Genomic DNA, 18,194 nt, shown 5'->3' on the forward strand with positions numbered 1-18,194 from the left:
TCGCAGGTCTGCTGTTTGTTCGCCAAACCTGGCGGCCGCCACCCGGAAAATACCCGCACCCAACAGGGTGGCGAGGACCATCGCAAGGAGCACGCCTACTGTCGCTTCTGCACCCATCTGCGATGACACCCCGAACGCCAGATCGATGATCAGCAGCGACACGGTGAACCCTATTCCGCTAAGAGCCGCACCCCCCATCACGCTGCCCATCCCGACACCTTGGGGTAGACGACCGACGCCCAAACGGACAGCAATGTAGGTCGCGATTGCGATACCGAGAAGCTTGCCCAGAACGAGTCCGAGGACCACACCCCACGCGACTTTTGAACCCAGGGCGTCGCTCAGCACCCCACCGCGCAGATCGACACCGGCATTGGCGAGCGCGAACACGGGGATCACGATCAATGACGTAGGCGTTCGGAGAAACTCATGGAGGCGTTCGTTGACTGAGGTGCCTTTGGCCAGTCCACGTGCGACGGCGCGGTTGGACGCTGCACTCGGGGATTGCCAGAAGTCGCGGAACAGTTCGCGGGCAGCCACCACCTTGTGGCGTTGGGTGGCGTATGCCGGGACGAGAAGCCCGGCGATCATCGCGGTCAGCGAAGGATGTAAGCCCGATTCAATAGTGCTGAACCACAAGGCGATAACGACAACGACGTAGGGTGCTGCCCGCCACTGGCGTGCGCGTCCGAGTAGCCACACCAGCACCAGACATACCAGCGCGATCGCGAGCGGAAGCAGCTTGATCTCGTCGCTGTAGAAAATGCCGATGATGGATACTGCCAAAAAATCATCGACGACCGTCACGGTGAGCAGGAAGATTCGTAATTGTCCGGAGAAGCGTGGGCCGACCAGCGCGAGAGCGCCGAGCATGAACGCGGTATCGGTGCCCACCACGATTCCCCAGCCTTGCAGTGCGCTGCCGCTGCGAACAACGAGTGCATAGATCACCGCAGGAAGGCAGACACCTGCCACACCAGCGATGAATGCCAATCGCACACGGCTGCGGTCGCGCAACGTGCCGTGGGCGAATTCTTGGCGTACCTCCAGTCCAATGAGGAAGAAAAACACAGCCATCAGCCCGTCGTTGATCCAGTGCCGAAGGCTCATGTGAAGTTGCATCGCGCCGATGTTGAACCCGACATCTTGATGCCAAAACTCGCTGTAAGTGTCTGAGACAGGCGAATTCGCCCAAACCAACGCGACGACGATGACCAGCACTGTCAGCATTGCTGAGCCTGATTCGGTGCGCAGGGTGAAGCGGGCCCGCTGGAGAAGTCCTTGTGGCGATGGTGGCTGGTGTGGCATCGGTGGAGTCCTATGGGATTGTCGGATGGTCGGCGTAGGGACGCGAAGTACTGAGTGTGTCCGTAATTAACTGAGCGCCGCGCGGAGATACGGTGCTGTTGTGCCGGCGCCGGCGGCCACGTGTTCTGGTGTGCCCGCAGCGACGATGCTGCCCCCGTCGGCGCCGGCTCCAGGTCCGAGATCAATGACGTAGTCGGCTTGCGCAACAACCCGCATATCCAACTCCACCATGACCACGGTGTTGCCAGCGGTGACGAGGCCTTGGACGTGTTCGAGCAGACGGTCGCTGTCGGCCGGATGAAGGCCTGCGGTGGGCTCATCAAGGATGTACAGCGCGTCACCGCGGTGGGCACGTTGCAGCTCGGAAGCGAGCTTCACCCGTTGGGCCTCTCCCCCGGAGAGTTCGGTGGCTGGCTGACCTAGGTGAAGATAGCCGAGTCCGACATCGCGAAGGACAGTGAGCGACCGCAGTATCTCCTCCTCGCCGACGAAGAATGTATGTGCGTCGTCGATGCTCATGGTAAGGACGTCGGCGATGTTGCGATCGCGCCAGGTGACCTCCAGAGTGCTCTGCGTGTACCGGGTGCCGTGGCAGTCGGGGCAGGGACTGTAGACGCTGGGCAGGAAGAGCAGTTCGATCATCACGAACCCTTCCCCTTCGCACGTCGGGCAACGGCCGCCGGCGACGTTGAAGGAAAACCTGCCGGGCTTGTAGTGGCGCCTTTTTGCCAGCGGTGTCGCGGCGAACAATTTACGCACCCGGTCGAACATGCCGGTATAGGTGGCGACGTTGGAGCGCGGCGTGCGTCCGATGGGTCGTTGGTCGATGACCACGACGCGACGAAGCCCGCCCAGCCCCCGTCGACATACCCTGACACTGTGCCCTGGTCGCCAGCCAGTAGCAGGTCTGTGTCGTCGGCGTGCTCGTCTGTGTCGGTGGGAAGAGTCGAGCGCCCCAGTGCTTCACTGATCAGCGCAGGAAGAGCCTGACTGACCAGACTTGACTTGCCTGAGCCCGACACGCCTGTCACCGCGGTCAGCACCTTGATTGGGATCAACACATCGAGGGCGTGCAGGCTATTGCGCTCAATCCCTTTGAGGGACAACCATTGAGAGGGTTCTCGTCGTGGTGGTTCGCTCGGGGACGTGGTGTCGAAAAGGTAGCGGTCAACCCTGCTGGGTCGAGGGCACGGTGCGCGACACCGGCGGCCAACCCATCCCCAACGCCAGGATCGAGGTGTGGGAAGCCGACGACGACGGGTTCTACGACGTTCAGTATGACGACGGGCGCGTCTCGGGCCGGGCTCACCTATTCAGTGACGAGAAAGGCCAATTCAGCTTCTGGGGGCTCACTCCCACCCCTTACCCGATTCCGCATGACGGGCCGGTGGGCCGACTGCTCGCCGCAACCGGACGGTCGCCGATGCGGGCGTCACACCTGCACTTCATGGTCACCGCACCCGGTATGCGCAGGCTCGTCACCCATATCTTCGTGCGTGGAGACGAACTGCTCACCTCCGACACAGTGTTCGGGGTCAAGGAATCGCTCATCAAGGACTTTGTTCGGCAAGAACCCGGCTCCCCTACCCCGGATGGCCGAGATCTCGGAACGCAGAGTTGGGCGCGAGCCCAGTTCGACATTGTGCTCGCACCCACCCCCTGAGCGACTCACGATCGAAGGACCCGAGGAGATCAATTACGTCATGCCGCAACCCGAGGTCGCGTCCCGGGTACCGACGCCACTCGCGTAATGCACGATCTGCACCTCACCGTCGTATCCACTGAACATAATTCCTCGCCGCAGCAGCGCGAGTCCGGTGTGCAGCGCTGGACAGCGTTCGGACACGTTGGAGTTACCCGCCATGGGGGTGCGTTCGTAGTCTGCGCGAGCAGTTCGCGCGCGACCCGGTCCCTTCCCCGCCCCATCCGCCACGCTCGTCGAGCTCACCGAGTAGTGCCAAGAACCGGGCCGTCAACGCGGTGACCCTGACCTGCACACTCGGCGGGTTGCTCCCGCAACTGCTCGACAGTCAACTGTGCCGGCGACGTGTCGTCGAACGTTGAGGCAGACTGACATCAAGCGAACACGCGCACGCTAACGTCGACCACCGACAGGATCGGACTTCCGCGAAATAGTTTGGTTAGGTTGAATATTCGACCTACACCGAGCCAGCGACCTCCGCCCGTCACGCCTCCAGCACTATGCGGCCGCATCCGTGCGCCGCGCGGGACACGCAGATCATCATGGTCCGGTTGGCCTCCTGCTCTTCTGGGGTGAGGATGGAATCCCGATGATCGGCACTGCCACTGATCATCCGCGTCTCGCAAGTACCGCAGGTGCCCTCTTTGCATGACGAGAGCGCCGTGACGCCGTTTCGTTCGGCAACGTCGAGGATGGAGGTCCCCGCTGGTACCGACGCGACGATGCCGGATTCTGCGAACTCCACTTCGAATTCTACGTCGGGTTCGTCGAGCACAATCGTTTTGGGCGCGAAGCGCTCTGTGTGCAATGCACCTGCGGGCCACGACTGCAACGCGATGTCGAGAGCGTCGAGCAGCGGTGCCGGACCGCACGCGTAGACGAGCGTGTCGCGCCGCGGTTCGGCGAAAATGGTAGCGAGATCGAGCAGGCCACACTCGTCTTGCGGGGTGATGATCACCCGGTCCCCGTAGTGCTGGAGTTCGTCGGTGAACGCCATCGATGCGCGGCCGCGACCACCGTAGTGCAGGGTCCAGTCGGCACCTGCGGCATCGGCCTCTTCAATCATTGGCAGGATCGGGGTGATCCCGATGCCGCCGGCGACGAATATGTACCGTGGAGACGGTTCGAGGTGAAAGTTGTTGCGCGGCCACCCGACTCGAATTCGGTCACCGGCCCCGACGGAATCGTGCACCGCGCGTGATCCGCGGCCGGCCGATTCACGCAGCACCCCCAGCCGCCATTCGGTGGTCTGCGACGGCGACGACGAGAGCGAGTACTGACGGATGACCTCGCCACCGTCGACCGGAATGCGCACGTCGACGTGCGCACCGGGATCCCAGGCGGGCAGCTCATCGCCGTCGGGATGGGCCAGACGTAGACCGACCACGCCGTCGGCGAGATCCTCACGCCCGATGACCGTCAGGTTCATTTCTCGCTTGACCAGTCGCTTGGATCGTTCGATGTCGTCGAGATCCCAGGTGACCGGAAGATTGGTACGAACCGGCAGCAGCGCCATCTTGACGAAGTCGAGTGGGAAGTCCGGTGCGGGCCGCAGTGATGGCAACCGCTCGAACAGGACCTTCAATCCGGTGGCGCCCTGGACTCGGGCGAGTGACTGGCCGAGGCAGGTGTGTCGGCCTCGGGTGAACGCTAGGTGATCAGCGGGGTCAGGGCGGTGGATGTCGAACTCGAATGGGTTCTCATAGTGACCCGGATCGGTGTTCGCACTCGCCAGCGACACCCAGAGCATGTCTCCCTTGCTGATCTGCACACCACTGATGTCCATGTCACGCATCGCCTTTCGGGAGGCGAACGGTGACGACGGGCGCCGGCGGACGGTCTCCTCGAACACGTTGGCCCACAACGACGGCTCGGAGATCGCCTCGGTGATGAAGTGTGGCTTCTCGGCCAGGAAGATGACCGCATTGGTCATCGCCTGGGCGGTGGTGTCGGCACCGGCGAGCGCGAGTTCGCACACCTTGAGCGCGACCTCGGGAACGGTCATTGCGTAGCCGCCTGACTTGTCCTTGACGTCGGCCATCTCGCTGATGAAGTCCCGTCCTGGATGCTGTCGACGATGCTCGACGATGGCGCAGAGCTCCGCGAAGGAAGACGAGAACACCGACCAGACCTCGTCGACGACCTCCGCAGGCATCTCCTCCTGCGCCGAGGAGAGGACGCGACCCATCGCACCGCGGAGGCGCCGCATCATCAGGTCGTGCTCGTAGTCCAAACCAAGGTGGGCGCAGAGGGTTTGCGTGGTCAGCTCTAGACAGTAGTCCTCCATGAGGTTGGCTGAGCCACGCCCTTCTAGCTTGTCCAGGATACGGTGGGCGCGTTCTTCGATCTCTGGCCGCAGCTCCTCCATACGGGCCGAGGTGAAGCCGCGTTGTGCCACTGCCCGATGAAGGGTGTGCCCATCGGGGTCCATGCCGACGATCATCAGCGACATCAGGGTCGGCGGGACGATATCCCGATACTTCTCGGGTACCTCGATGGTGGCGGTGTTGCCCGACGACGAAAATTCGGTCCAGTCTCCGAGGACGCGCAGCACGTCGTCGCGTCGGGTGATGATCCACGCGTTGAGCCACGGGTACCAGAACACCGGGCGTTCGTCCCGCACACGAGCGAAATGCTGTGCGGGATCGATGTAGTAGTCGTCGCTCATGGCGTCGAAACCGTGCGCGACCGGGCAGCGTCCGGTGGGAGCCGCCGACGGGATGGTGTTGGTCATGACCAGATTCCGTTCGGTCAGAGTGCGGCCGCGACGGCCATGGTGGACAGTTTCTGGAAGCGCGCGACGTTCTCGCTCTCCTCCATGACTCCAGCGGAGAGGAAGACGAACGTCAGATCTCGCTCGGGGTCAACCCAGAACAACGACGAACCGGCCCCATAATTGCCGTAGGTACGCGGTGAGGTGAAGGGGCCGAAGAAGTTTGGTGCGGTTCCCGTGCCGGAGAGTGAAAAGCCCAGGCCGAAGTTTCCGTTCGGAATCTCCCAGCCACGTGCCGCCGCCATCTGGGCGTACAGGTCGTTGGGCATGTCGCCGGTCTGCAGCGTCGTTGCCTGGTCGACGATCGCCGGCGCCAGCAGGTACTCGCCGCGGTGTTCACCCCGGCGGCGGATCATCTCGGCGAAGGCGAACACATCGCGCGCGGTGGACACTGACCCGACCCAGGGCATCTCCGCGTCCGCGGTGATGTACCGGTTGAGGCACTCGATGTCTTCGGGCTGCAGGAATCCACCTTCGGGCAGATAGACCTTGAGCGGCACGGCACGATCCGCCAGGCGATCCGGCAGACCGAAAGCGGTGTCGGTCATACCGAGGGGGTCGAACACCAACTGCCGCGCCAGATCGCGGAACGAGTTCGCGCCATAGGCCCGGCGCACCATCTCGCCCATCAGGGCATGATTGATCGCCGGCGCGTAGTTGAGGTTGGTGCCCGGCTCGAACAGGACGTCCACGCTGGACAGCGCGTCGATGACGTCGGCGAGCGTACCGTAACGGTCCGGACCGAGGCCGGGATTCGGTGTTGGCGGCATGCCCGAGCGGTGCGTGAGGAGATGGACCAGGTTGATCTTGTCCTTGCGCAGCATATGAAAGGGGTCGGTGCCGAGGAACTCGGGGATCAGATCGACTACTCGGGTGGACAGCGCGAGCTTCCCCTCGCCGATCGCCCGCAGCGCCATGGCGTTGGTGAACGCCTTGGTCAGCGACAACACCCGGAAAACTGATCCTGGTTGCAGCAGTTTATCGTTGGCGCGATCGGCCCAGCCGAGGGTGGCGTCGAGCACGATGTCACCGCCGCGCGCGACGATCACTTGGACACCGTCGTAGGTGCCAGCGCCGATGTCGTGGCAGATCTCCTGAGTGAGTCGGTCTAGCGCCCGGGAATCGATGTCGGTACGGGTAGTGACGTCGCTGGCGATCGTCACGTTGTCGAGAGCGGTCGATTGTTCGGTGAGAGTGATTGTCATGATGGATCTTTCAGTGCATCACCAGTCCGCCAGAAGGCGAAATGGTCTGGCCGGTGTAGTAGGAGCCGTCTTCGCTGGCGAGGAACAGGACGGTCTTGGCGACCTCTTCGGGCGTGGCGGTGCGCGTGATCGGCTGCATGCCGACCAGGAAGTCGATGAACTCCTGATCGCTCTGCCTGAAAAGCGGGGTGTCAACGGCGCCAGGGGCCAGCGAGTTGACCCGAATGTTGAACGGCGCCAACTCAACTGCGGCTTCTCGGGTAAGACCGAGGACGGCGGCCTTGGACGCTGGGTAATAGCCCGGCATGGTCACACCCATCAGGGCCGCCGCCGAGGAGAAGTTCACGATGGCCCCGCCGCCGTTGGCCTTCAGCAGCGGCGTGGCCGCCCGCATCGTGTAGAAGGTCCCGTACAGATTGATTCTGAGTACCCGATCGAAATCGTCGTCGGTGATCGTCTCGAGAAACTCGGGGTGGTGGCGACGTCCTTCCTTCATCGCCAGGAACCCCTGGTAGTTCTCCTCGTTGAGGGCCTCGAGGGCGGCGCGGTTGGGTGCGTTCACACCCGCCGCGTTCACGAGGACACCCAGTGTTCCCTGGTCGGACTGAACTCGGGTGAACGCGTCGTTCACGGCGGCGCTGTCGGCGATGTCGAAGGCGAGCGGAATCGCTCGGGGTAGATCGTCGAGGGAACGCTTGAGCGCCTCGTCTGAGATGTCAGCTCCGTAAACGATTGCCCCTTCATCGTGGAAGGCCCGGGCGACGGCCAGGCCCATGCCGGATGCCGCGCCGGTGACGAATACGGGGGTGCCAGAAAATCGCATGTGTCCTCCAAAGGGTTAGCTGTGCTGATGGATATTGCGGAATGGGGATGTGAGGTACGTTACTCATTCGCTTGACAGCTGTCTAGTGAAACTTCGATCAGTGGCCCGCTGTGACTTCAATGTGGCGATTGGGGCGGATGATGACACCGGCAGCGACGGCGACCACGGCGGCGACGGCCGCGATGGTGAAACCGATGTCGAAGGCGTCGGGGGTGGGCACCGGAATCGGCGAGCTGCCGGGCACGGAGACCAGGGAGCTGTTGCCAGCGATGATCGCTGCGAAGATCGCGCCGCCCAGCGACGACGCGGAGAGTGCCATCGCGACGTAGAGCGACGCCGTGCCCGCGCTTTTGCCGTGCCGCGCTTCACTCGCGATCACTGAGATGGCAGTGGAGAGCAGTGTGGTGTAGGCGAACCCATAGAGGAAGATCGCGGTGCATACGATGCCGACGTTGTGATGGTCTAGGCGCAGGATCAGGAACGCGATGCCCATCGCCAGGCCTCCGCCGACCAGGGCGTGGTTTACCGAGAAGCGATGCACGAGTGCAGGCACGGTCTTCGCGGCCAGTAGTCCGGCGACGGTCATGGGCAAGAACAGGAACGCGGCCCGCAATGGGGTGTACCCGAGTCCATAGCCGACCAGCTGAGCTGGCAGCTGCGCCCAGGCCATCATCAGATTGAACAGCAGCATGCCGCAGACGCCGAGAGTCAGGAATACTACGTAGGCTGGCGTCAGGTTGCGGCCCAAGAGATCTCGCACGTCGAGCAGCGGCTCCTTGATTCGTGATTCCCACACCAACGACAACGCGAACACGACAATGCCGATCACCACGAATCCGATGGTTTGGGCACTCCACACGCCCCAGCTGGTGGACTGCGCAATGCCGATGCACATGACGGTCAGCCCGATGCCGAGCAATGAGACGCCGACGACGTCGAGGTGCGGCCGATGCCCCAACTGTTTGTGTGCGGCGTCGGAGTCGGCGCCCCAGCGCAGGAATGCGACGAGGCTGACGACGGTCAGCGCGCCGCCGACCCAGAACGCGGTGCGCCACGTGCCGCCGAGATCGAGCAGTAACCCACCCAGAGCGAATCCAAAGAATACGCCGATAGCCTGGCCCCCTGCGATGATCGCGATGGCCTTACGTTTGTCGGTGCCGGTGAGCCGGTCGTTGAGGATTCCGATGCACAGTGCCTGACCTGCCATGATGCCGGTCAGTGCACGGCCGACCAGCAGGATCGCAAAGCTCGGCGCCAGCGCCGAGATGACGTACCCGAGCGTGATACCGAGCAGACACCACACCATGAGCCGACGATGCCCGAACTGGTCACCCGCCTTGGCGAGCAGCGCGATCGTCGCGGCGCCGAAAATCGTCGTGCTCAGCAGCGCCCAAGTGGCCTGACCCGGCGACAGGTGCAGTGAGGCGCTCATCGAGTTGTAGAGCGGGATCGCCATCATCGTGCCGATCTCGTTGAGCATTTGCAGGGCCGAGAAGGTCAAGGCCATGAACAGGCCGGCGCGGCGCCAGGGCACCGTGGCCCCGGAGACCGGTGAGCGGTCCTTCTCGTATGGAGGAAGTGTTTGTGACATGTGGCTGATCCTCGAGTGGGGACGCACACCCGAGTGGTGTGCGTATGAGGTGGCTCACAGCATGCCGCAGTTCAACGTACTTGACAAGCGTCAAGTGAAAATTCTCCTCTTCTACCGCTCCGGTGCGGCCCGTAGGAGCTGGGCGATCGCGGCCGCGATCTCGGGCACGACGAGCTCGAAGAACTCAGGCTTGTCGCGCACCACCGCGAAATAGAAGGCGCGGTCGATCGTCATCGCTACGGCGGTGAGGCGAACTCGTGCTCGTTCGTCCGACGCCCCGCCCTCACGCAGGCGGACAATCAGCTCAGGAACCGAATCGGCGATGCGACCGTAGAAGCGAAACCACTCGTCGGCTACCGACGCCTCGTCGGCAAGTGCCTGCTCCATCGCGGTGAATTCCATGGTGTGCCGCCGCCACATCGCCGCGTGCCCACGAAGCCACTCTTGCGCCGCTTCTGTTGTGGCGTCCAGAGATTTCAGCTTGCCGAAGTCGGCGAGCAGCTCTGGCTCGAGATCGTGCATCAGCTCGAGAACGATCTCCGCCTTGGACCGAAAATGCAGATAGAACGTGGCGCGCGAGACGCGGGCGGCGCGCGCGATCGCATCTGCCGTCGTCGCGGTGTAGCCCTGGGCGACGAACAGGCCGCGGGCCGCATAGATCAGCGCGGACCGGGTGCGTCGCTTCTGCTCGGCGCGGGAGACGCGTTCGGAGATCTCGACCATGACTAGCAGACTAACGTGGAACAACCCAGCCCATACGAATGTCGTATATCGGAGAGTGTCAACCCATGCTGACGATGTTGCTCCGCCTGTTCCGCGTTAGCTAGGGTCGTCACAGTCCAGGTGCTTGTGACACCACTCACAACCCGGGAGGTTACGTGTCCCACCTTTCACACTCTGTCGCGGAATCCGAGCCCAAATGCACCGTCGCGCCGGCGAGCCTCGTCGGCAACGCAATTGAGTACTACGACTTTTCGATTTACGGTTTCGCCGCCGCACTCGTGCTTCCGCACGTGTTCTTTCCCGAGGCCGATTCATCTGGCTGCACACGGGCCGCCTTCGCCACCATGGACGTTGATTACGTGTCCCGACCGCTGGGGGCGGTGATCTTCGGCCACTTCGGAGATCGGATCGGCCGCAAGCCGATGCTGGTGATCACGTTGCTGCTCATGGGTTCTGCGACCATGCTGCTGCATTACACGGGCACCGTGTTCTCGATACCGGTCCTGGTGACCGCGATGCTCGTGGTGTCGATGTTCTGCCTGACCCGGCTCCCCCGTGTCGCATCGAACCGAAGCGTTGCCGTCCATGACGGTCAGAAAGTTCCCGTCGACTTTCCCGAACCCATCGCATGACCGATGAAAAGTGTTGTAGTACAAGCAATTAGCAGATTTTCTCTAACGATGAAGGATCACTGATGACCCAGCCAACTGTGCTCATCGTCGGGGCCGGCCCCGTCGGAGTCCTCAACGCGCTCGGCCTGGCGCGCCGCGGAATCCAAGTCGAGCTGTTCGAGCGCAACACCGCGGTGACGCAATCGCCCCGCGCAATGGTCTACCACTGGTCGGTCCTCGATGGACTCGAACGCCTCGGGGTTTACGACGACGCCGTCGCGGCCGGATTCCTCAAACAGGACTACACCTACAAGGTGCACAAGACCGGCGAGGAGATCAACTACGGGCTGTCCGTGCTCGAAGGCCTCGTCAGCCACCCCCACAACCTGCACCTTGGCCAGCACCGCCTAGCTGAGATCGCGCTCGACCATCTGGCTCGTCACGACAACGCCACTGTGCACTGGGGGCACGCGCTGGTCGATGTCCGCCAGAACGACGAGAGCGTGACCGCCGTGTTCGACACCGACGGCGGGCCAGTCGAAGCCACCGGAACCTGGATGATCGGAGCCGACGGCGCCGGCAGCCGCGTCCGGCATTCACTCGGCATCGAGTTCGAGGGCTTCACATGGCCAGAACGATTCGTCGCCACCAACATTCGCTACCCATTCGAGACCAATGGCTTCAGCCAGACCACCAACCTGATCGATGACGTGTACGGTGCCATCATCTCGAAGATCGACAACACCGGGACCACAGGGCTGTGGCGTTACACCTACTGCGAGTCGGCAGACCTCCCCGAAAAGACTGTGCCGGAACGAATGCCGACATTCTTCGCGGCCATACTACCGACCGACGAGCGGCCCGAAGTCGCCGCGTTCTCGCCCTATCGGATGCACCAGCGTGCCGCCACGCAGTTCCGTGCCGGGCGGGTCCTGCTGGCTGGTGACGCGGCCCACGCGACCAACCCCACCGGGGGCCTAGGCCTGACCAGCGGCCTGTTTGACACCTATGTGCTCGAAGAGTCGCTGGCCGCCGTCATGACCGGGCACGCGGACCCGCGGGTCCTCGACCGCTACGCCGACGAACGACATCGGGTGTTCACCCAGCAGGTCAGTCCCACGGCATCGGCGAACAAACGCCTTGTCTACCACTCTGATGACCCGTCGAGTCTCGAGGAAACCCTGCGTGGATTGCGCAGGCTCGAAACCGATCCCGATGCCGCCCGGGAACGGCTCATGTTCGTCAAGTCCTTGGAGACCCCCTCCCTGCTCGAGGCCGAAGGGGTCGCGCGATGAAAGACTTTGTCGGTAAGACCGCCGTCGTCACCGGTGGAGCCAGCGGAATCGGCTTTGCCATGGTGGAACGTTTTGCGGCGCAGGGGATGCGCGTCGTCATCGCCGATATCGAACAGGACGCTCTGGACCGCGCCACCGACGTAGTCGCGGCCGGGGGTGCCACCGCGTTGGGCGTGCGAGTCGATGTCAGCGATGCGGACAGCATCATGGCACTGGCCGAGACCACCATCGAGCATTTCGGCCGCGTGGACATCCTGTGCAACAACGCGGGCGTGGAAACGGGCGGCACCTTTCTGGCGATTCCCGAAAGCGCCTGGCGCTGGGTGATGGACGTGAACTTCTTCGGTGTCCTGAACGGCTGTCGCACCTTCCTGCCCTACCTTGAACAACAGGAGGAGGCGCACATCGTCAATACCGCATCGGTGGCGGCGTTCAATTCGGGCACACCGACCATGACTCCTTACTGCGCCTCAAAGTTCGCCGTGCTCGGCCTCACCGAGAGCCTCGACATCGAACTGCGCTCACGCAACAGCCCCGTCTCGGTGTCGTTGCTGGCACCGGGCCCGGTCAAGACTCGCATGACCGACGCCGAACGCAACCGCCCCCGTTCGGTGCCCAAAGCAGTCGAGCCCGAACGAATCGCAGTGATCGACAACCTTGCCCGACTGTCCGACGAGGTGGGCCTCGAGCCTAGTGCGGTCGCCGAACAGGTGCTCGTCGCGATCCGCGACAACGAGTTCTTCATCCTGACTCATCCAGACAGTGCGCAGGCTGGAGTGCGGCGTCGCCTGGAGTGGATGACGACCGGCGTCGCACCGACCCCTCGGACCGCCGGCACGTAGAGCCGCGCTCGACCGAACCCCTGCCCAGCCCAGCCCACCGACCAAGGACCTCTCATGACCCACGCCGTGTCCGCCGAGACCATCGAAGCCTCGGAAACCGACTATGACCCGTTCGCCCTCGATTCCCTGCATCACGTCCACGAGATGGACGGTCGGTGTCGCGAACTCGCACCCGTGGTCTATGTCAAGAAGTACGACTACTATGCGATCACCCGGTTTGCCGAGATCCGGAAGGCACTACGCGACCCGCGCACGTTCTCGTCGACCAGTCGGCCGTTCTACGCGCCGTCGCCATTCCGCCCGACGATCTTGATCCTCGAAGACCCGCCCGAGCACACCCGCTCCAAAGGAGCAGTGCTCAGGGTACTCAGCGACGAGAACCTCGCCAAGATCGAACAGTACTTCGTGGGGTACGCCGAGAAGCTGATCGACCAGCTGCTCGCCGACGGACCGGTGGACATCGACGCCTTTCGCGATCTGTCGGTCGCGTACGTACTCAAGGTGTTTCCCGACGTCCTCGGGCTCCCGGACGAGGGTCGGGAGGCGTTGTTGAAGTTCGGTGACGCCGTGTTCAACGTGTTCGGACCCGACAGCGAACTCCAGCGCCAGAAACTCGCCCGCGGGGCCGAGGGCATGGAGTGGGTGGAGACCAACACCGCCAAAGATCTGCAAAGCGAGGGATCGATCGGGTGGATGCTCTACCAAGAGGCCGAGGAGGGCAAGATCACCGAGGTCGAGGCGCAGCAGATCCTCAAGTCGATCTTCGCCGCCGGATTCGATACGACCACCGCATCGATCGCCAGCATGATCCGCGCGTTCGCCGACAACCCAGACGAATGGCAGAAGCTGCGGTCAGACCCCGACCTCGTGGACAACGCCTGGGAAGAGGCGATCCGCTACTACCCGGCCTCCCGCTACGGCGGCCGGTGGGCAAAGAAGGAAACCGTCCTGGGAGGGGTGCGCATCCCCGAAGGAGCGAAGCTACTGACCATGTGGCTGGGGGCGGGCCGCGATCCTCGACAGTACGACCGGCCCGACGAATTCCGAATCGACCGAGATATGAAGGGTGGTCACTTGTCCTTCGGATTCGGCATCCACACCTGCGCGGGTCAGGGCGTGGCACGACTCGAGGCCCGAACCCTGTTGCGGGCGTTGGTGAAGAAGGTAGAGAACATCGAGCTCGTCGGCGAACCGGTGCAAGCGATCAACTATCAGGCATTCGGCCACGAACGTGTCCCGGTGCGCCTGACACCGGAGTCCCGATGAACCACGGACAGTCGGGTCCGCACAACCCACCTCACCTCACGTCGCTTGCGGTCACCGTGCGACGCGGCGAGTTCTGGCTGGCCGGGGACTCTCAACGGGAGTCCGACGGTACCCGGCAGGTGGCGCCGGCATTCGTGCAGTGGGAGGCGCCGGCTGAGGGGTTACCGCCGCAGATGATTTTCGTCCATGGCGGGGGTGGACAGTCGACGGACTGGCTCGGTTACGGTCCGGCGCAGGGCTGGGCCCGACACGCCGTGCGCCGCGGGTGGGCCGCCTATCTGCTCGACCGCCCGGGCCACGGCCGTTCGACGTACGACGAGAACCGAATGGGTTCGCGCACACCGGTGCCCACCTACGAACAGGCTGCCGCGTTGTTTCTCGGTGATGATTCCTGCTGGCCGTGGAACCGCGATGCGCCGCGAGATAATCTGCCACCGCGTGCGTTCTCGGGCCCCATCGATGCGCTCGTCGCTTCAGCCGACGGCATGCCGACCAACACCGCCTGGATGCAACGGCAGGACGCTGCGCGGCTCACCGACCTCCTCGACGTCATCGGCCCCTCCGTCCTCGTCACGCACTCCGCAGGTGCGGCGGCCGGATGGATCGCCGCCTTGTCCCGTCCGGGGCTAGTCCGGGCAGTGATCTCGGTGGAACCGCTGGGGCCTCCCGACCGGGACATGGGTGAGCGGGGCGCCCTGACCTACGGTGTCGCGGCGACGCCGCTGCCCCCACTGAAGCCCGGCACTCCCCCGCCTTCGGTGTACGTGCTCACCGGATCCGGCTCGGGTCGCGTCGACATCGATGCGAAGACTACGGACCGACTGTCCACGCTCGGTCTATCGGCCACCCAGATCATTCTGTCCGAGCACGGGTTACCCGGACACGGACACGGTCTCGTGTTCGAGGCTGGCAACGACCGCGTGTTCGATCTGGTCCTGAAGACTCTCGCCGACATCGCCATCACAGCCACCTCTACCGATCGGATAGCGACATGACAACCACCGCCACTCGTCTCTGGGGCTTGGATTCCCCTCGCATGACCATCGACGCGCAACACTTGGTGATCGGAGCGCAGGGGTCGGTCGACATCCCGCTGCCATCGTTCTTGATCGAACACGATCGCGGGCTCGTGCTCTTCGACACCGGTATGAATCCCGTGGTGTGCGATGACCCGCGACTCCTCTTCGGCGATCGGCCGGAATCGGACTGGATCACAGCGGCCCCAGAACAGCGCATCGATCGGCAGATCGAGAAGCTCGGATTCTCTGTCGGCGACGTGACCCATGTGATCCTGTCGCACACGCACAGCGACCACTCTGGGGGCCTGTACCTGTTCCCGCATGCTCGCTTCTTCGCCGGGCCGGGCGAATTCCAGTGGGCGGCGAACCCGTCGCCCGCGTCGGCACATCTGTTCATGCCCGACGACTTCGCGACGCCGACGGTCAAAGCCTTCGACTGGTCGACGGTCACGACTCCCACCCACGACCTCTTCGGCGATGACTCGATAGTCATTCATCACACGCCCGGCCACACTCCGGGTGAGCTCTCGGCACTGGTCCGACTGCCGTCGCAGAACATCGTGCTCAGCGGGGATGCCGCGCACCTTCGCGAATCACTCGAATGGAAAGCGCCCGATCCATCCGACTGGGACATCGATCAGGCACGACACAGTCTTGTGTCACTGGAACAGTTGGCCAAGCGGGAAGAAGCGCGGATCTGGGTCGGCCATGATGAACGCGACTGGGTCGATTTCGGGGCCGGAGCCGCGCTGTCATGAAGATGATGTTCGACTACGGCTGTGGCGACTGCGGCTGGCTCGGCGAATCCCTGCTGACTTTGCCGGCCCCGGCAACGATCCCGTGTGTCGACTGTGGCCGGCCAAGCCGGCGACGCTACACCACGGCCGGCCTGAAACGCAGTGCTGAGGGACTCGCGGCGATCGCACCCGCTGGCGGCAGTATCGCCTGCCGCGACAACCCCGACGTTCCCGGGCTCTGCCACGTCGCCCCGAAGGCGCGCCGCGCGATGATCGCCCGGCACCGTGGTGATGACCACACCCTGTCCCGGGAATTAGCTCGGCAGACAGCAGAGTTCGAGTCGCGTGGTCCCGTTCCGCTGCAGGACGTCATCGATGTGCACTGATGGACGACCGCCGGCATCGCCGAGCATGCTCTTGTTGTGGCCGATCAAATCCAGCCTCATCCGCTATGTCCGGACGCGGCACGACGGAGCGCTCTCCGCAGACGCCGGTCTCCGGTTAGACCCGGAGACCGGCGTCTTCTGCTTTCCAGGCCGGGCCGATAGCGACAATGCCGACAGCGGCGATCATCTTGACAGCGGCGATCATCCCGACAGCGATCACACGGCGGGCAACATCCGCCGCTTCTGCGGTGATCTCCGATTGCGGGCACATGGGGGGATGCTATTCATCCGCATAGCGGACCCGGGGCTTAACCGGGACACGGACGGAACTTGGACGATGACCGTATCGGGAATGTATCCGGACGCTCCTCGGATCACGTTGGCGCACCTATCCATACTGGCCGCGCGCGGGCGTTCGACACTGTTCGATGCGGTGCTTGCACCCGACGGAGCGGACTTCTTCGGCGGATACTACGCGGCCGGCGACCGACTCGACCCGGTGGAACTGCGCGTGGTCGAGTGAAAGCAGATGACGAGGGGGCCAGGCGATCTGGCCCCCTCGTGTGTCACGTGCAGTTGTGGTCGCTACTCACCTCAGACCGCTCCACCGGGCGATCTCGGTATGGTCGGCGGTCGGCGACAACTCCTGCGCTGCGGCGCTCCACAACTCGACCGACCGATCTGTCAGCGGAACGCTGAGGTTGACCTCGCGTGCCAATTGCTGGGCGATCCGCATGTCCTTGAGCATCAGCTGCAGCGCAAATCCGGAGTCGTATGTCTCGGAGACAACGAAATTGGGCCACTTGTTCTCGGTGGAACCGATGCGGCCGCTGGCGCCGTTGATTGCATCGAGCATCACCTCGGTGTCGATCCCGAAACGCCGACCGATGTGCATGGCCTCGCTGGTCACCAGCAGGTGGGTGGCAGAGAGCAGATTGTTGAGCGCCTTGAGCGCATGACCGGAGGCAACCGCTCCGGTGCGGACCATCCGTCCGAGAATCTGCAAGACGGGTTCGGCTTCCTTGACCGCGGCGTCGTCGCCGCCGACCATGATCGTCAACGTCCCGGCCACAGCACCTTTCACCCCTCCCGACACCGGCGCATCGATGAGACGCACCTGGTACTTGTCCTCGAGGGTTTCGGCGAGAGCTCGTGTTCTGCCCGGTACCGAGGAGCTCATGTCGACGATCAAGGCTTCCGGCGAGACATGCTGTGCCACGCCCTCATCGATCAGCACCTTCTCCACGATGTCGGAGTTGGGCAACATTAAGATCAGCACGTCGGCGCAGTCGGCCACCTCGGTGACGTCACCGCCGGCCACGCCACCGTGCGAGGCAAGAACCTCCAGCGCGGTGGCGTTGGCGTCGAATCCCCGCACGGTGTGCCCGGACTCGACGAGTCGGCGAGCCATCGGCATACCCATGTTGCCCAGACCGATGAAGCCGATCGTCGTGTCAGGCATTGATGACGCCCAGTTCGCTGAGGGTCTTCTCGGCGACCCGGAAGGACTCCAACGAGGCCGGGACGCCGACATAGATGGCCGCCTGCAGCAGTACCTCCTGGATCTCCGCGACGGTGACACCATTGTTGATCGCGCCCTTCACGTGGACCGCCAGCTCGTGGTTCCTGTTCAGTGCCGTCAGCATCGCACGATTGAGCAGACTTCGGGTGCGCGGTTCGAGCCCGGGGCGCGTCCAGACTGCGCCCCAACAGTATTCGGTCACAAGCTCCTGGATCGGTGCCGCGAATTTGGTCGCGTTCGCCAGCGATCGCTCGACGTGTTCGGCCCCCAGCACCTTTTTGCGCATCTCGACACCGGCTGCGTAGGTGTCCTGGCGGATAGTGGCTGTTGAAGTGGTCATTTCGGTTCCTTCAAGGCATCGGACGATGCCGGTCGATGTGTGGCGGTGGCG

At 63.6% G+C, this 18,194-nt stretch carries 17 protein-coding genes and 2 pseudogenes; 9 read left to right on the forward strand and 10 right to left on the reverse strand.

Features of this window, described 5'->3' with window-relative positions:
• Together nhaA and GOOTI_RS03200 are read right to left on the reverse strand one after the other, a co-directional pair.
• A partial coding sequence (gene nhaA, locus GOOTI_RS03195) for a Na+/H+ antiporter NhaA (RefSeq protein WP_083835833.1) occupies nucleotides 1–1,308 on the reverse strand: 1,308 nt, incomplete at its 3' end.
• Nucleotides 1,309–1,374: 66 nt separating this feature from the next.
• Nucleotides 1,375–2,471, reverse strand: a pseudogene (locus GOOTI_RS03200) (excinuclease ABC subunit UvrA); the annotation flags it as partial.
• Between GOOTI_RS03200 and GOOTI_RS03205 the strand changes: the two are divergent.
• A pseudogene (locus tag GOOTI_RS03205) lies at nucleotides 2,471–2,971 on the forward strand (dioxygenase family protein); the annotation flags it as partial. The pseudogenes GOOTI_RS03200 and GOOTI_RS03205 overlap by 1 nt on opposite strands.
• 33 nt (nucleotides 2,972–3,004) lie before the next feature.
• Here GOOTI_RS03205 and GOOTI_RS25970 read toward each other — a convergent pair.
• The 6 genes from GOOTI_RS25970 to GOOTI_RS03230 all read right to left on the reverse strand — a co-directional run bounded on the left by GOOTI_RS25970 (nucleotide 3,005) and on the right by GOOTI_RS03230 (nucleotide 10,125).
• The gene (locus GOOTI_RS25970) at nucleotides 3,005–3,172 is read right to left on the reverse strand and encodes a hypothetical protein (protein WP_169315781.1); all 168 of its coding nucleotides are present in this window, start codon (nucleotides 3,170–3,172) and stop codon (nucleotides 3,005–3,007) included.
• Nucleotides 3,173–3,494: 322 nt separating this feature from the next.
• Entirely contained in the window at nucleotides 3,495–5,744 is a 2,250-nt protein-coding gene (locus tag GOOTI_RS03210) for a cytochrome P450 (RefSeq protein WP_007237119.1), read from the reverse strand.
• Between the two features lie 17 nt (nucleotides 5,745–5,761).
• The gene (locus tag GOOTI_RS03215; RefSeq protein ID WP_227923927.1) at nucleotides 5,762–6,946 is read right to left on the reverse strand and encodes a serine hydrolase domain-containing protein; all 1,185 of its coding nucleotides are present in this window, start codon (nucleotides 6,944–6,946) and stop codon (nucleotides 5,762–5,764) included.
• Nucleotides 6,947–6,998: 52 nt separating this feature from the next.
• The gene (locus tag GOOTI_RS03220) at nucleotides 6,999–7,811 is read right to left on the reverse strand and encodes an SDR family NAD(P)-dependent oxidoreductase (protein ID WP_007237121.1); all 813 of its coding nucleotides are present in this window, start codon (nucleotides 7,809–7,811) and stop codon (nucleotides 6,999–7,001) included.
• A gap of 97 nt (nucleotides 7,812–7,908) precedes the next feature.
• A complete protein-coding gene (locus GOOTI_RS24615) occupies nucleotides 7,909–9,402 on the reverse strand; it encodes an MFS transporter (RefSeq protein ID WP_007237122.1) in 1,494 nt (497 codons plus the stop codon).
• A 111-nt stretch (nucleotides 9,403–9,513) separates the two neighbouring features.
• Nucleotides 9,514–10,125 carry a TetR/AcrR family transcriptional regulator gene (locus GOOTI_RS03230; RefSeq protein ID WP_007237123.1) on the reverse strand — a complete coding sequence of 204 codons (612 nt, stop codon included), beginning with the start codon at nucleotides 10,123–10,125 and terminating at the stop codon, nucleotides 9,514–9,516.
• Between the two features lie 155 nt (nucleotides 10,126–10,280).
• Here GOOTI_RS03230 and GOOTI_RS03235 point away from each other — a divergent pair, with 155 nt between their 5' ends.
• From GOOTI_RS03235 to GOOTI_RS24930, 8 genes are all read left to right on the forward strand, one after another.
• The gene (locus GOOTI_RS03235; RefSeq protein ID WP_007237124.1) at nucleotides 10,281–10,757 is read left to right on the forward strand and encodes an MFS transporter; all 477 of its coding nucleotides are present in this window, start codon (nucleotides 10,281–10,283) and stop codon (nucleotides 10,755–10,757) included.
• 62 nt (nucleotides 10,758–10,819) lie between these two features.
• Entirely contained in the window at nucleotides 10,820–12,031 is a 1,212-nt protein-coding gene (locus tag GOOTI_RS03240) for an FAD-dependent oxidoreductase (protein ID WP_007237125.1), read from the forward strand.
• Nucleotides 12,028–12,873: an SDR family NAD(P)-dependent oxidoreductase gene (locus GOOTI_RS03245; protein WP_007237126.1), complete on the forward strand. Its 846-nt coding sequence runs from the start codon at nucleotides 12,028–12,030 to the stop codon at nucleotides 12,871–12,873. The genes GOOTI_RS03240 and GOOTI_RS03245 overlap by 4 nt, the downstream gene beginning before the upstream one ends.
• A gap of 54 nt (nucleotides 12,874–12,927) precedes the next feature.
• On the forward strand, nucleotides 12,928–14,139 hold the full coding sequence (locus tag GOOTI_RS03250) for a cytochrome P450 (protein ID WP_007237127.1): 1,212 nt from the start codon (nucleotides 12,928–12,930) through the stop codon (nucleotides 14,137–14,139).
• On the forward strand, nucleotides 14,136–15,134 hold the full coding sequence (locus tag GOOTI_RS03255; RefSeq protein ID WP_007237128.1) for an alpha/beta fold hydrolase: 999 nt from the start codon (nucleotides 14,136–14,138) through the stop codon (nucleotides 15,132–15,134). The genes GOOTI_RS03250 and GOOTI_RS03255 overlap by 4 nt, the downstream gene beginning before the upstream one ends.
• Nucleotides 15,131–15,916 carry an N-acyl homoserine lactonase family protein gene (locus GOOTI_RS03260; RefSeq protein WP_007237129.1) on the forward strand — a complete coding sequence of 262 codons (786 nt, stop codon included), beginning with the start codon at nucleotides 15,131–15,133 and terminating at the stop codon, nucleotides 15,914–15,916. Before GOOTI_RS03255 ends, GOOTI_RS03260 begins: the two co-directional genes overlap by 4 nt.
• Entirely contained in the window at nucleotides 15,913–16,281 is a 369-nt protein-coding gene (locus GOOTI_RS03265; RefSeq protein ID WP_007237130.1) for a hypothetical protein, read from the forward strand. Before GOOTI_RS03260 ends, GOOTI_RS03265 begins: the two co-directional genes overlap by 4 nt.
• A 25-nt stretch (nucleotides 16,282–16,306) precedes the next feature.
• Complete coding sequence (locus tag GOOTI_RS24930; protein ID WP_169315782.1) at nucleotides 16,307–16,804, forward strand: HtaA domain-containing protein; 498 nt, start codon at nucleotides 16,307–16,309, stop codon at nucleotides 16,802–16,804.
• Nucleotides 16,805–16,870: 66 nt separating this feature from the next.
• Here GOOTI_RS24930 and GOOTI_RS03270 read toward each other — a convergent pair whose 3' ends face one another.
• A complete protein-coding gene (locus tag GOOTI_RS03270; protein WP_007237133.1) occupies nucleotides 16,871–17,743 on the reverse strand; it encodes an NAD(P)-dependent oxidoreductase in 873 nt (290 codons plus the stop codon).
• Nucleotides 17,736–18,143 carry a carboxymuconolactone decarboxylase family protein gene (locus GOOTI_RS03275; protein WP_007237134.1) on the reverse strand — a complete coding sequence of 136 codons (408 nt, stop codon included), beginning with the start codon at nucleotides 18,141–18,143 and terminating at the stop codon, nucleotides 17,736–17,738. Before GOOTI_RS03275 ends, GOOTI_RS03270 begins: the two co-directional genes overlap by 8 nt.
• Between the last annotated feature and the right edge of the window lie 51 nt (nucleotides 18,144–18,194).

This window comes from Gordonia otitidis NBRC 100426 (assembly GCF_000248075.1).
In the GTDB taxonomy this organism is placed as follows: Bacteria; Actinomycetota; Actinomycetes; order Mycobacteriales; family Mycobacteriaceae; genus Gordonia; species Gordonia otitidis.